Consider the following 14,807-nt stretch of genomic DNA (forward strand, 5'->3'; position numbering starts at 1 on the left):
CCGGAATTATGCCGTTCGGAGTTTGTTACACCGATTTTTCAGGATGATTCGTATACACCATTATGAATTTAAAGACTTAGATAGCCATGCAAAGCCATACCTTGGTTACAAATTATTATTAGAGACAGAAATCTAAATAAAGCAACCAGACTTCCTCAAAATTACTTTACATGTAAAATATAATGTGATCTATCCAATCAGAGCTCTTTCAGTTGAGTAGGTTGTAGAATATGATTTATTCAAGTGTTCTTGACAAGATCCCTAAGTGTATTGATAAATTTTTCCGCGAAGTTTAAAACATTATCTTTCTTAGTAAGGGGAGAACAGTAAGAGAAAATAAATACTGAGTTCCTAACCGTTGAATAGGTTAACAGTGATATTGGGTGAGCACCATGTGTCTGGAAAGGAATAGCTGTTACAATTTCAAAAGATTTCATGTGCGTGCCCAAAGCTTTCATGCTTCCAACATTTGAAATACATAACCCTTCAGAGAAAACTGGTTTATTATTTTCATATTCTTGAGCCCAACCGATAATATCCCCTAGGATATAATCTTTAGGAAAGGCGAACTTACATGATTCTCCCTCCGCGGCTTGGCGATCAAGCTCAACTTGCAAGTATCTTGCTAGCTGCCAAATATTACTAGTATCAATATTAGGTATTACTTCTAAAGTGGTTACTGCTGAAAATGCACCCACTGCGCTTAAACCGATTTCTGATCCACATAAATCTCGAACATCTAAAGGTAAGAGGATTTTAATCCAGTCCCTATGATTAGGTAAAATTTTTGAGGCCTTAATAGCAACAGCACAAAAAAGTGCACTAGGCCTAACTTTGTAGCTCTTCCCCTGCTTTACAATACTTGAAAGATCCTCCATAGGAAATTGTCTATAAATAGCGTGCCCCTCACGCTCTGCAGCAAAGGCTGACTCTTCAACTGGCCATTTAAATAAATCATCTTTAGCGTTACATGACTCCTGTCTTGCGAAGTATTTGGAGGAGCTAAAGTAGCTCTCAACCGCTTCATACAAGGGCTGCCTTCCTAATCTAAATGTCTCAGGCTCCCTAAAATATATATCTAGAACACAAAAAAGAGTCATTACTGACCGGCCATCCAGGGCTGCATGGCTGCTTACCAGGGATATCCAGTCAACTTTATTCTGGGAATTTATATAGAACGAGAGCGTATAAGTGCATTTTTCAACATCAAGTCCAACCTCGCCTCTACGCGTAAACTCCTCTTCAAAATCAAGAGGCCCATCTAATTTCACAGCTTCGAAAGGGATAGAATCAAATGACACATCACAACGCCAACGAAGTTGCTCTCCAGACTCCACACGTGCTTGTAATAGAGGATAAATTTTATGAATAGATGCAAACCCAGACTTTAATTGCTCAACGCTTAGTGGTGTAAGAACTTTAATGAAGGAAATAACTAAAGTACCTCCACAGGTCCTCCTGGCTAATTCTGTGAATATTGCTTCTTGAGCACCTAACACTCTGGAAAGGTTTTCACTGGACACAAAATATCATCTCCATAAGGCATATCTATGCTAACTAAAGTAATTCCTAGAGGAGGTAATAACAAAGAAAATTTAGTATTGAAGAGTGATTTTTTTCATACATTTCACACTTAATAGCTGCAATATTTTTTTACTTTTTAGCATCAACCAGGAAATTAATCTACGAAACTGAACTTATACTTCTCGTGTATTGAGTTAAACTCAACTTGGCTTCAGCCTACTAAAAGGACAGGGCAATTTAAAAACCCGATGTAAAACTTCGTTATAGATAGTTGCCAATACGCCTCCCAGAATATCTGCGTACATGACGGCAGTACACAAATTAATTTCAGAGAAAATCTAATAAGAAGTGATATAGATTAACGCTTCACCAATAATACTACGGGTGCTCCCCATTAGGCTCCTTGAGCTCAGTATATTTAACTGGACAGTTTTTTTGAAGCCGCATAGTTTTAATCAAGGATGCAGTAAACACTAATTTTGCACTAAAGCGGAAATAATATAGAGTTTTGTACAAGCATTTCTCCCACCTTAATTTATCTTTAAAACTTTAGATCTAGCAATAGACAAAATGGTATCGATAATAATCTGATTTTGGACTCTTTATTTTTCTGCGGTTTTTGACGACAATTGATCCTAACCTTTTCCTACTCAGAGAATAATAATGAAGGATTTTTTGATTATAGGCGGTGGCCATAATGGCCTTGTCTGTGCCTGCTATTTGGCTAAAGCTGGAAAAAATGTAACGATTCTTGAGCGCCGGTCGATTGTTGGTGGTGCTGCGGTTACTGAAGAATTCTACCCAGGCTTCCAAAACTCTGTGGCAAGCTACACCGTGAGTCTGCTTAACCCCAAGATCATCGAAGACCTCCATCTAGGAGAGCATGGCTTGGAAATCAAATTACGGCCGCAATCAAACTTCTTCCCACTTTCAGAAGCCAATAGTCTTTCCTTCCATAAGAATCTTGCAGATACACAGGCAGAGGTAGCACGTTTCTCTGAGAGAGACGCAGCTACCTTACCTGACTTTTATGCCATGCTGGAAACCGTTGCGGATATTTTACGCGAAGAGCTACTGCGCGCTCCTCCCAACGTGGGTGGTGGCCTTATAGACCTGGTTCGCGCTGGTGGATTTGGGCTTAGAGCGAAAAAGTTAAGCATGGCATCACGCCGAGACGCTCTGGACCTGTTCACCAAGAGTGCTACCAACGTGCTGGATGCCTGGTTCGAAAATGACCATGTAAAAGCTGCGTTCGCCTTTGACTCTATTGTCGGCAACTATGCCGCTCCAAGCACTCCCGGTTCCGCCTATGTGCTCTTGCACCATGTGTTTGGCGAGGTAAACGGTGAGAAAGGCGCTTGGGGCCATGCTATGGGTGGTATGGGTGCTATCACTCAGGCCATGCGTAGAGAGGCAGAGCAGCTCGGGGTCACTATTCGTACAGACGCTGAAGTTAAAGAGGTGCTTATCGATGGTGGTCGCGCTACCGGAGCACGGCTAAGTAGCGGGGAAACTATTGCAGCTAGTAAAGTAATCGCTAATGTCGGCCCTAAACTTCTCTATTCCCAGATGATTGACGAACAACATCTGGAGCCGGAATTTCACCGCAGGGTACGTGGTTTTAGAGTGGGGTCCGGCACCTTCCGTATGAATGTCGCACTGTCTGAACTGCCAGACTTTGCATGTAAACCCGGTACTCACGTACAACCGCACCACAAGTCGGGAATCGTCATTGGCCCTACCATCGATTACCTGGAGCAGGCCTATATAGATGCGGCTCAATACGGCTGGTCAAAGCAACCCATAGTAGAGATATTGATCCCCTCCACCATCGATCCCTCCCTAGCCCCCGAGGGCCAACATGTGGCCAGCCTATTCTGCCAACAATTTGCTCCAGAACTGCCGGAGGGTAAGAGCTGGGACAACTACCGTGAGCAGGCAGCTCAGACCATTATCAATACCGTCAACAACTATGCACCCAATTTCCGTGATTCCATCATCGCCCAACAAATCCACTCACCGCTGGATTTAGAGCGCAAGTTTGGCTTGATGGGTGGCGATATCTTCCATGGTGCCTTAGGCCTGGACCAACTGTGGAGCAACCGCCCTTTTATGGGCTTTGCGGATTACCGCACGCCGATTCAGGGCCTGTATCTCTGCGGTTCCGGTAGTCACCCGGGAGGTGGCGTTACTGGAGTGCCTGGGCATAATGCTGCGATGGAGATTTTAAGGGATAAATAAAAAATGACCCGCAGAAAGCAGGCCATTATCTGTTTGGATTCAGTAGTGGGGTATGAGTCGAACTCAACCCCCTTTCAGGCGCTACAATGAACTTGTTGATCGCTATTACAATTAACGCGAGCTCACTCTAAATAGCAAATGATACTGCTTGAAATGCCTTTTTATTAACTCTCTTAGACTTTCTTAGTAGCAATCCAGCGGTCAACAAGTTGCTCTAACACCATCAGCGGTACGGCACCATTAGTTAGCACTACATCATGGAATTCACGTATATCAAATTTATTCCCTAACTTTTGACGAGCACGTTCTCGCAACTCCAATATCTTCAACATACCAGTTTTATAAGCTACAGCCTGACCCGGCATCACAAAGTAGCGCTCAACCTCAGTGGTGACTTCAGTTCTCGGAAAACCGGTCGTTTTCACCATATATTCAATCGCCTCTTCTCGACTCCAGCGCTTGTGATGTATACCGGTATCTACCACTAAACGAACAGCACGAAGCATCTCATCTTGTAATCGCCCAAGATCATCATAGGGATCATCTTGAAAACCAATCTCCTTGGCTAGTTTCTCTGTATAAAGAGCCCAGCCGTCCGCATAAGCTGTATTTGATACGGCTTTAAGAAAAGTTGGCAATCCCTCTAAGTCTTTTGCAATTGCTTCTTGAAAATGATGCCCTGGAATTGCCTCATGATAAGCCAAGGTTCGCATGGTAAATTTCTTTGTTTCATGTACATCGCGCAGGTTTACATAAAACACCCCTCCGCGAGACCCATCAATTGCCGGGGGCATATAGTATGCTTTCGGTGCGCCTTGTTCTTTGAACTCTGCAATTCGCTTAACTTCAACGCCCGCAGTTGGTTTTATATTGAAATAATCGTCAATACCTGTGTTAATCTCATCGATAATCAATTGATAGTCTTTGATAATCTGCTCACGGCCCTTATCTGAATTTTCATAAAGAAACCGAGGATCATTATTTATAGCGGAGAAACGGGAGTTAATGCTTCCCGTATCAAGACCTACAGAAGCAAAGATCTGTTTCATTTCATCTTTTATACGCTCTACTTCCATCAAGCCCGTATTGTGCAGTTCATCGGGAGTCAGATTTGTAGTGGTATGAATACGTATTTGATATGCATAAAATTCATCACCTTCCGGGAGGGCCCAAACGCCATTATTCTCTGAAACCTTATACTGTAATTCTTGATAGTAAGCGATCAAGCTTGCGTACGCAGGATAGACATCTGTTTCAATTAATATTTTTCCTCTATCAAGGATACGTGTACGCTCTTGATCTGGTAAAGTTTCAAGAGTATCCAAGCGATTTTCCAGAGAGGTATAAAGTATGTTTTCATGCGCCGGAACGTTAATAAACCCTTGCATTTCTCTTAACACACGATCAATTACAAAGCGTGGAGGCAAGATCTTTTTCTGTTCCCGAATTTTCAACCCATCCAATACTTGAGAAAATTTTCTATCTACTTCACTTAAGCGGGAGAGATAATAATCCGCTTCTTTGACATTGTTAATTTGATGCAACTCAACAAGAAACTCCGGAAGAGTATTTTGCACACCAAACATTTGATTGAGAGGGTAATTATGATGCCTCCAGCGCTCCCCTTCTACTAGACTTTCCAGGTAGTACTCCAGAATATCATAGGAAATTGCCTGCCGGTCATTGAGACTAGATCTGTCATAGCTCCTTAAAGTAGATAGTTCATCCTTAACTATCTGTATCTCATGTTGCTTCATCTTTTCAGAAACATCATCAAGATGAGCATTATGGCCATCAACCCCAAATCGCTCCAGTATGCGAAAAATTGAGAGTGTTTCCGGGCTGGTACTTTGAATTTTTATAAAGGCTCGCTCAAAATATACATTGATAGACCATGGTTTAAAATAAATTGCATTGACGGCAAAGACCGAGATTGCAACCATCCCAAACAATAGTATCCCGCCAACCCACTTGGCTGTTGTTTTTATCATTATTAGATCCTCCTAATTTGTGCCACTATTTTCACTATGCCCTTAAACAAAGCACAACCATTACCTCTAGATAATGCGTCAAACAAACCGAATAAAGCGATAAGATGCACATTGTAGATAGATCATGACAGAACAATGGCTTTCAGAGAGGCCTGAAGACCAAAGTAGCTCAAATATTAGCAAGCATGAATCTTCCACCATCCTTTCGATTCCAGCTGCGAAAGCCACCATATCACCACGCTATTCTGCTAACAAATCACTCAAGAACTGCTGGAGGTCAAAAACTAGAGAACTATCGTGATTGGTCAGCGAAAACTATTACTGGTACCATCACCAACTACAATTCGAATATTCGTAATGCCATCATCGCCTAGAAAATTCACTCTCCCCAGATTTAGAAAATAGGTTTTGTTTGATCTATTGCGATAGATACCATAACCCCTTGGGATTGTATCAAGCGTGGAGGAACTGGCTCTTTATTTACTTTGCGGATTGGCGCACCCTGTACCAAGCCCCGTATATTTGTGACTCCGGTAATCTCGATAAGTGTAGCGATCTGTTTTTGGACTTAAGATACTAAGAATCAGGTGATACAGAGGCAGTGTAGATAAAAACAACTGATAAAAACGCTGACTAAAAAATCAAAGGTAATTCAGTGGGATTACAAGAATATTGTCAAACGAAAAGGGAAGTTATTGCGTATAATATGAGCAAGGGTGCGCATATTGCTAAACATAGCATAGCTTGAGATTAATACTTGATTTTATGGATTTGTCGCCAACTTGAAATTCCAACATATAAAAACACCGGAGTTCAACCCCAGCCTTTTTGGCTTAAACTGAATAATAGCCCATTAAAGAAAACCAAAAGTAATTAACAATTTTTTATTTACTCGTGCAGCTTTTAAACAATGGAGATAACGCTCGGATAGTATCCATATAGAATCTCACCCGGTTGGCTTTGTCTAGTTGATGGCAGCCATAAAGACACCCTTTGTTTGGTGATCTGTAACTATTTCAATCAAAATCGTCGTTGACGATCAAGACATTGTATCGCCAGCAAAACCAAAGGCGTTCCATTGTTTGATAAATGGTAGAGCTTCACATCTGGTATGGGTCAGTTTTATTCCAACTTTCTTGGAATCTGTTTTTAGTTGATAATGATTCCATCCAATTTCATCTCCAAACAAAATGTGCTGCGCAGGAATATGATCTTGTTAGTATGCTCAATAAATCAGTCAATCTTTTAATTCTCTAAAGCTCTTTGAATAGCTGGGCCAATTTGGCGTTTTCGCGAGATCACCCCTTTAGCAACAACCATATCATCTACTACCTGGTCCCCAAAAGCGGAGATAATAAGATCTTTGTCTGAGGTGTCACTCCAAAGTAGATAAGATTTATTTTCACGAGTGTCGACAATTGCGAAGATCAAGTGATCGATACCTTTCTCTTTTTTTATCTCGCCCATGGCAGACTTCAGTTCATACCTTCTGTTGATTAACTGTTGAGCTGTCAGCGTTTCAGCAACACCAATACCAACTTTTTTTCCTCCGAACTCAAAATCTTTAAAATCAAGTAAAACAATATCCTTAGCGGAAAACCCACCCAGATCTGATTTCTCTAGCAACATCCGCTCTGCAAACTTATCTACATCATCTATACCAGCTCTCTTTGCCAATTTTTTTACATAGACTTTGTCGTACTCGGTTGTGGTAGGTGATGTCAGGTTAACCGTATCCGAAAGAATTGCAGCCAACCCCATACACGCCAGATGAACTGGTAATTCAATAGCAAACTTCTGAGCATGATCAGTTAAAATTGTCGCGCTCGATCCCCATGGCCTAGTCTCTATACTGATTACATTTGGAATATTAATTGGCGATCCACCAATCGCATGATGGTCGATTATTGCTACGATTAAGTCTGGATCAACGCCAGTTGGCAATTGAGTGCCTTGATTGAAATCTACCAATCCAACAGTCTTTCCTGAGAAATTCTCAATTATTTCGGGCTCCTCAGCACCACATTGTTCAATGGCGAAGCGAGTCTCCGGATTGATTTTACTGGGAATTGCTGGCTTACCACCATAAATGAAGGCTGAGAGCAAGCTCCCACTAACGGAATCAGTATCGGGTATTTTATGCCCGGTCCAAACCAAATTCTGGGTGCCTTTTAACTCTTTCCTCAGATAGTCAGCAGCAACTTCTGGGGTAGACGTATCTTGCCCCAGGTCTGAGGAACTGATTTCCTGCGCATCTAATGAAGCGCCTACAACCCAACTGAGTGAAAAAAACAAGGCTCTCGAAAGCAGACCGGGGAAGTCTATTGGGCGGTGATCACCTAGTATTGACAGGCATGAGATTAGAAATCTCACCAGCATCCTCCACAGTCATTTTCTAACAGATTAATAGAAACCTTAAAATAACCGATGGCATGACTAACGTCCGTCCATCACATTCATTCACTCATTGCATCTTAAGCGGATCGATAAACTATCAAAGCTCTCTGAGTAAATAGGTAAGCAATTCGTACTATAGACAAGGTATAGTCACTTAGCGGACAAGCCAGCTACAGCTTAACTTTACTGGCACTATTTGTCGCATGCGGATACAAATAAACGTATTCCCTCGAAACTCTAGCTACTTCATTAACTTTCATTATTGACGCCAAATAAACTAAGGACACTTCTCAACACTCACCAAATATAAAGCCTAAACCGCCAACCCTACTGATGAAATTTAATAAAACACCTTCTATTTATCCATACCAATATGAGAGCAACCAAGGACTCGGCCCAGAATCATCCAGGTATTTCTTCGCGTAACGCCCTCTTATCAGTGCACTCACCCCTACGCCTAGTACCAGTGAATTGAAACACCTATAAATAGGTTGGCATAGGTTTTAACACTTAATATCGTAGCCTATACCGTAATGAGTAATCATTACCATATCGTACTTTATATCGGTAAAAAGGCTGACCTGACCAGATATCGAAGTGATTCTTCGCTATCTGGAGCTATTTAAGGCCTTAAACTTGGCACAACGATAACCCAGGGCAGCATACTCGATCACTGTGAATCGCTAAAGCTACAAAGCGTTGCCCTTCTCTGGCAGGAAAATTTAATCAATGTCAGCTGTTTTATACACTTCTTAAATGAATCCCAGCTAATCCTGAAGACAGCGTTACAGGCCACTAATTAAAATCCTGGGCTTTATTGGATAAAAGCGTTAACGCGGCCAGTATGGGCTATGTAGACCTAAACACAATCAGGGCCAATATCACAAATACGCCTAAACACCCTGATTACACTTTGATTCAACTATGCATTCGTGCAGCAAGCTCAATAAACATAGGGTACATGGTTTGATCCACTATCGGAGTTTCCTCTTTGATAATTTAACCCTGCTCCAATCTATCAACACTACGATTTCTGACTTATTACCACAAAGTGAAGTTTTCTAAAGCCTAAATACAAGTTCTTAACATTTCACCTACCCTTATTTCCAAATCAGATATGAGTAGCCACCAGAACCGATGCTTGTCGCAAAACTGAGACTTTTCTCCAATTTTTGGGTGCCCTGAATAATTCACTCTGCAAGGCTTGGTGTTATAATTTTGGCATTGTAATAATAACAAGGTGTAAAAAATGGCAAAATACATTTACCTCCCGGTAAACAGTGATGAAATGCTAGAGTTCGCGGAGAATATGGCGAGTGCATGGGATATTCCGAAGAATCAAATTCTTGCCAACAAGGTAACATCTGGTATTGGTAAGTCTATGTACCGCTGGATAGATAAGTGTCTCAGTAGCCTCAAATCTGGTGACACTCTTTATATTGTTGCTCATGGTACCGGCGGTGGCGATGGCAAGCAAATTGGTGCACAACGCAATAGTGGTAAGAATAAACAAGCAAAAGTTTTCGATAGAGGAGTAGAGTCGTGGCAGGGTGGAGTATGGAAAACCTATACCCCCACGCAGCTAGCGGGCACTCTGGTTAAAGAGGGTTTGCCTGGCAATTTTGTCGATCTACATCTCTGCGCTTGTGGCTCAGGTTATGATGGTGAGAAGTTAAGGCCCTGGGCCCAGCGTTTACGTGAGGCGATGGCCACTACCCATAAAAGCCTAGAGGTTACCGGGTACCTCGGCTGGTTTGATGCTACCGGTAGCTCTGTAAAGATTAAGGTTAATACTCAGTATTATGATTTGAATGAGCGTGCAGTCACCTTTTCTTAATAGTTATCGACTAAAAAGTGAAGTGGGCATCTGCAAGGATGTTCAAAACTCTGCGTGAGCTAGTCATCTATAGGCAGATTATTTCTCTCGGCGATCTGGAGAACAGATCGCCAGCTGTAATAGTGCCGAATTCAGGCTTTGAATTGGGCACGCCTAGCATTAGGCAGTTTTAGTTGTATTAATTCAGGACAAATCTGACACACCCTATTTTAATTGAGAGCTGTAATGCGGACCACAATTAGGAATTTCATGAATCAAATTCTCCCTAAAAGAATCATACTTTGAAGAATATTGCTTATCGCAAGAATAATCCTCCAGCCATCATTTTCAATCAAGACTCGCAATTTAAAACACACTACTCACCCAAATTTTACTTTTGAAATTAAGTTCATCACTATTACGTGCCTCTAGAATGGCCTACAATATTTGATAAGATTCAGCTTCAATCAATTAATCAGCCGGCAAAGATATTAGTTCTACGTTATGCTTCCCCAGGACCGGCCCTATGGAGCCCATCCAAATCCATTGTGGTCAGACGGCTTACAGGGGCAAACGAACCAAACATTTCCTCTCAAGGCAAACCAAGAGCTATTTCCTCTACGTATCAATTCACTATGCAGCAGTGCTCTAGATTTAAACCGACAAACAGAGACCTACCTCCTTGTGAGTTCAAGTAGTGGCGGGTTATACGCTCCTTTAGTTTACAGTGCCCCAGCATATCAATACCAAGTTACCCGCTTTGTGAAGCGCACCTTGGAATGGAAGCGATGCCAATGCTCCGGAATAGGTTACCAATTTACTTAATGAAATCCACAACCTCCCCGAAATTGATACCCAATTGGATATATCCTTTAAAGCTGATCATTATTGGAGCTCTATTAATGAACAAGCAAATTTCTACCCCACACTAGTACAGCTTTACCAAACAATTTCTTCCCATATTGCTGCCGCGGAACAGCTAAGTAGTAGGCTCTTTCTTTGCCATAATGATTTTAAGCACTGGAAATCTCATCACTAAAAAGACCGGGCGGCTTTATGCCATTGATTGGGAATACGCGGCTATGGGCGATCGCTTCTATGATCTCGGCGTTATCATTGAGGAACATCAGCTCAACAGAATTCAGCAACAATCCTTACTCGAGCTGTATCTTAGGTGTAATCCGGCCGGAGAATATTGGCGCAGAGTGTACAAATATCTAGACTTACTCTGGTATACCGTATAATGGGGCTCTGAGATCCCAAAAACAAATTTTTTGCTTAAAAAATAGACAGAATCGGCGAAAACCTGCTCCGATCGGAACTCGCCTAACATTTATAGCCTCCCTCACCTTAAGGAGTTTAGACACTTGATAAAGTAAATGTTGTAAAATCAACACTTCCGTTACTAATAATTAACCTCTAAAAACCAGGAAAATAACTTATGCGAAATATTGTTTTTACATTGATGTTGTTTGTTTTGACAATCGATAACGCGCAGGCACAAGAGAAGCCTGAAGCATTCAAAACTATCGAGAACCTTCTAAATTACCTATCCGATGTAGACCATGAGCGTATGAGAGGCACCGTAACTGAATCTTTTCTCTTGCTCGAACATGGTGAAGTATGGACGATTGAAGATCTAATTAAGGTAGCAAAGCCATCAGATACTGTTAGAACTAATTACTTTAGCATTATTGACTTTGATGAGAAGCCAGACCTAGTCACAATCAACTATTGGAATAAGGCCAATTTTGCTAAAAAGAATGAGAGCCAGGATGTTTATTGGCTCGAAAGCGCTATTCTAAAGAAAGTGAAAGGAAAGTGGCTCATCTCACAATTGCACTCTACAAGACTGTCATCTGGAAAAGTGCCAGAAAATGTGGTGTTTAAGCCATAAGGCTACCTTAACCACCAATAAGTAAGAGCCAAAAGGGATTTTGGTCTTATACTTCAGCGCTAATGACGCATTGATATATCCTAATTGACTCAATCAATAGCCCCCTCCTCTCAAGTCAAATTCCTACTGTAAGTCATTTACTAAGTATCAAACTCTATTGTTTACCACTATTAAGTAACTAAACTAAAAACTGAAAGTATATCTCTCTAGAGAAAACCACTCTGACTGGAGAGCCCAGATAATTGAAGGCTGCAATAAGCAGGGACTGGAAATCTTTTTCTTCTCTGCGGTGACCAATCACTATGCAGTGATGCAGCTGGCTATGGTCCTGGCGTAGAAGCTAACTCCTTCTGTCGAGATCATAAGTCTGCCTAGGTCAACGCGATACGGATTAAACACCACATTTAAAATTGTGGCCTGCCTATTATTCGCTTTGGTGAAGATATAATAAATGGAATGCAGTGTTCGATGCTGGATGCTGCGTAGCGCTTGGTAAATCCCATATCCCTCTGCATAATCAATCCCTGGTACCTGCGTTAAAAGAGGTTGATGGTGCCGCTCAAGCCTGGGCACAAACACTTGACTAGGTTGACTCACTACACGGGTATCAACTTCAGCTTTATGCCATTAGAGAATCCAATAGACCCAGATTTCCCGTAATGACTGTGGGGGAACCTGATATTCACGGGAGCAAAGTCAGGATAATAGTCACCGAAGTTTGTTCAGATAGCTTGCGGTACCAATAGAGGAACTGGCTGTAGTTTAGATTGTGATTACGAACATTGGCGCACTTGGATTGAGAGCTTTTCTCCGAAGTTGATGGAGGGGGCATCGTGCCAGTCTGCCAGGGAAAATTAAATAATGTGGCTCATGCACTGCTTATATGAGTAACAACTCCTTGCAAATCAAGCTCACCAAATTTGATGAGGAAATATATACTGCCTGCGATGCGCTCAGGATCATCTATCACTAGCTTAATCTTTCATTGTGGAAATTTAAAATCCCAAACAAGCGTATGCAGTAGCACGCTGGATCGCTTTGACTTTTTTCTACTGGGTTCATCGGCTATTTTTGTCTGGTAATCTGGGGCCCAATTTGGCTACTAGTTCACTTCGCTAAATAACAAGGGACGATTGCCGGCATCACTCCTCTAGTCTTTTCAATAAGGGTGCACCAGAGAGGCAAGATTATCCCTCCTGGCTGCCGCTTTAAGCGCTTTCAGGCCTTCGCTTTCAGCTGCTTTTTGATCCGCACATAGATTTCTTCACGGTGGATGGGCAATGACCTGGGTGCACTTATACCTATCTTCACTTGATTACCTTTAACCTCCAGCACTGTGACGGAGACATTTGCTCCAATCCTTAAGTTTTCACCTATCCGTCGCTTTAAAATCAACATACACATTTCCCTCGATGGTCAAAGTTTGGGCGCCTCCCAGGTGGGGAAGCTTGGGCTTAATATTTGGAGGAAATGTTGGGTGGTGCGCGGGGGCGGTAGGCAGAGAAGAGGAAAAGGCGGGCGCTAGGGTTCCAGAGATTGGGAATAGGCCCCAAGCTGCTGAATGTACTCCACTTTATTGAAGACGAGCGGGTTTCTAGCGTATTATCCATATAGCCATCTTGATACTTATCCTATCAATTTGGTTAGCTGGCCCCGGGTGTTGGTAGCACCTTGGGTCAGCGCCTTTTACTTACTCTTACGTCACGCTACCGTTCTCCTTTGAGGGGATGGGTTTTTTATAAAATTCTCGGCTCTCACGCAGCTTTCAAAATTTTTTGAATTTCTGAAGTCTTTTTAAGCGGCCCACTCTATTACTGCAAAAATACCAAGAGTATCAATTGATTTTACCCAGCTTTGGGGTTGAAACAAACTGAATAAATTCTAATAAGAATATTTCTGCGCCTATATTTTTAGTTATTTTCGACTGAGGAAATATCAATTAACCATTGGAAAACTCAATTCACATTGAAATTAACCCCATGCTTTTCTTAAAAAATTAAAGAGCAATATTCTCAATCACATGGCTAACTAAAGGCTAAACCGGGGAATGTGAAAGTCCACTAATGATTTAATTGACTCATTAGTTTTATACTCGTATCCGCACTCCTTTGTTAAATATTGGAAGAGCGGGATTCCGCTGTAGGGATAAATATTGAGTTCAGCGTGGAGTTACCATCTTGCAAGTCACCTCTCCACACTAGTGCTATTGCTTGGTTATTTTGGATTAAAACCAACCGTACAAGTAGCCGCTGGTGAGGTCATTTGAAATTCCAGGCTTTACTGAAATAAAACGCCCTTACCGCCTTAGTGGCACTTGTGGGCCTTACTCCTATCCGTGCCAATATCACCAAGACGCCTGAAGACACTAAGTACATTTTGATTCAACTGAATTTTTGGAAACGGCTTTCGATGCTTGATGGGATCAGTGGTGGCTATGCAACAAGCTTACAGCCAGTTCAATAAACGTTGGGTACACGGCATAGGCAACTGCCGGCACTACCTCTCAGCTACCCCCTGCTAATCTAGCCCCACTCCAAACACTCAACGCCGTGATTGCCAATTTCCTATCCAAAACAAACTTTTCCAAAGTCTGAACACAAACTCCCAGCATTTCACATCCTTTACGGATGAAGAGCCTCCAGAACTGATACTTGTTACGTAACTGACACCTCTCTCCAATCCTAGGGTGCCCCGAATTATTGCAGATCTGCGACCCAACGGTAACTTCGTAGGCTTGCCCATAGTTAGTCTGCCGAAGCCGTTTTAGGCTCAATAGATAGTGAGCTATTGAAAGGACTCATCGAGGCTGCAGACCAAGAGATCAGAGAAATCTTCACTGAACCCCTAGCCAGCCTCCCGTTATGAGCACTACACGTCGTTACGAGGGGCATTAGCAAATATGGATAAATAGCTCAAAATTTGAGCAAACTTCTGCTCCAGG

The 14,807-nt window shown here is 42.1% G+C and carries 10 protein-coding genes; 6 read left to right on the forward strand and 4 right to left on the reverse strand.

Features of this window, described 5'->3' with window-relative positions; translation table 11 throughout:
- Positions 1 to 239 precede the first annotated feature (239 nt).
- Complete coding sequence (locus ACJJIC_RS16865; protein ID WP_444922980.1) at positions 240 to 1,523, reverse strand: hypothetical protein; 1,284 nt, start codon at positions 1,521 to 1,523, stop codon at positions 240 to 242.
- A 664-nt stretch (positions 1,524 to 2,187) separates the two neighbouring features.
- On the opposite strand from ACJJIC_RS16865, the gene ACJJIC_RS16870 reads away from it, so the two are divergent.
- Positions 2,188 to 3,765, forward strand: coding sequence for a phytoene desaturase family protein (locus tag ACJJIC_RS16870; protein WP_445357479.1), 1,578 nt, complete (start codon positions 2,188 to 2,190; stop codon positions 3,763 to 3,765).
- Between the two features lie 173 nt (positions 3,766 to 3,938).
- Here the strand turns inward: ACJJIC_RS16870 and ACJJIC_RS16875 are convergent, their stop codons facing one another.
- Positions 3,939 to 5,756, reverse strand: coding sequence for a DUF885 domain-containing protein (locus ACJJIC_RS16875; protein WP_445357480.1), 1,818 nt, complete (start codon positions 5,754 to 5,756; stop codon positions 3,939 to 3,941).
- A gap of 1,245 nt (positions 5,757 to 7,001) precedes the next feature.
- Complete coding sequence (locus tag ACJJIC_RS16880; protein WP_445357481.1) at positions 7,002 to 8,129, reverse strand: manganese-dependent inorganic pyrophosphatase; 1,128 nt, start codon at positions 8,127 to 8,129, stop codon at positions 7,002 to 7,004.
- 1,273 nt (positions 8,130 to 9,402) lie between these two features.
- Here ACJJIC_RS16880 and ACJJIC_RS16885 point away from each other — a divergent pair.
- The 5 genes from ACJJIC_RS16885 (at position 9,403) to ACJJIC_RS16905 (ending at position 12,453) form a co-directional block, all read left to right on the forward strand.
- Positions 9,403 to 9,990 carry a hypothetical protein gene (locus ACJJIC_RS16885; RefSeq protein ID WP_252082349.1) on the forward strand — a complete coding sequence of 196 codons (588 nt, stop codon included), beginning with the start codon at positions 9,403 to 9,405 and terminating at the stop codon, positions 9,988 to 9,990.
- Between the two features lie 986 nt (positions 9,991 to 10,976).
- Complete coding sequence (locus ACJJIC_RS16890) at positions 10,977 to 11,213, forward strand: phosphotransferase family protein (protein WP_445357482.1); 237 nt, start codon at positions 10,977 to 10,979, stop codon at positions 11,211 to 11,213.
- Between the two features lie 197 nt (positions 11,214 to 11,410).
- Entirely contained in the window at positions 11,411 to 11,866 is a 456-nt protein-coding gene (locus ACJJIC_RS16895) for a nuclear transport factor 2 family protein (protein WP_445357483.1), read from the forward strand.
- A 241-nt stretch (positions 11,867 to 12,107) separates the two neighbouring features.
- The gene (locus tag ACJJIC_RS16900) at positions 12,108 to 12,203 is read left to right on the forward strand and encodes a hypothetical protein (protein WP_445357904.1); all 96 of its coding nucleotides are present in this window, start codon (positions 12,108 to 12,110) and stop codon (positions 12,201 to 12,203) included.
- 124 nt (positions 12,204 to 12,327) lie between these two features.
- Entirely contained in the window at positions 12,328 to 12,453 is a 126-nt protein-coding gene (locus ACJJIC_RS16905; protein WP_445357484.1) for a YtoQ family protein, read from the forward strand.
- Positions 12,454 to 13,084: 631 nt separating this feature from the next.
- On the opposite strand, the gene csrA is transcribed toward ACJJIC_RS16905, so the two are convergent.
- Positions 13,085 to 13,264, reverse strand: a complete 180-nt coding sequence (csrA, locus tag ACJJIC_RS16910; protein ID WP_444884303.1) for a carbon storage regulator CsrA — start codon at positions 13,262 to 13,264, stop codon at positions 13,085 to 13,087.
- Positions 13,265 to 14,807: the final 1,543 nt, after the last annotated feature.

This window comes from Microbulbifer mixtoriginis (SeqCode) (assembly GCF_052468275.1).

Bases quoted from the DNA above. Each gene is read 5' to 3' on its own strand.
- ACJJIC_RS16870 (WP_445357479.1), top strand. From the start codon at position 2,188: ATGAAGGATTTTTTGATTATAGGCGGTGGCCATAATGGCCTTGTCTGT.
- ACJJIC_RS16875 (WP_445357480.1), bottom strand. From the start codon at position 5,756: ATGATAAAAACAACAGCCAAGTGGGTTGGCGGGATACTATTGTTTGGG.
- ACJJIC_RS16885 (WP_252082349.1), top strand. From the start codon at position 9,403: ATGGCAAAATACATTTACCTCCCGGTAAACAGTGATGAAATGCTAGAG.
- ACJJIC_RS16890 (WP_445357482.1), top strand. From the start codon at position 10,977: ATGATTTTAAGCACTGGAAATCTCATCACTAAAAAGACCGGGCGGCTT.
- ACJJIC_RS16895 (WP_445357483.1), top strand. From the start codon at position 11,411: ATGCGAAATATTGTTTTTACATTGATGTTGTTTGTTTTGACAATCGAT.
- csrA (WP_444884303.1), bottom strand. From the start codon at position 13,264: ATGTTGATTTTAAAGCGACGGATAGGTGAAAACTTAAGGATTGGAGCA.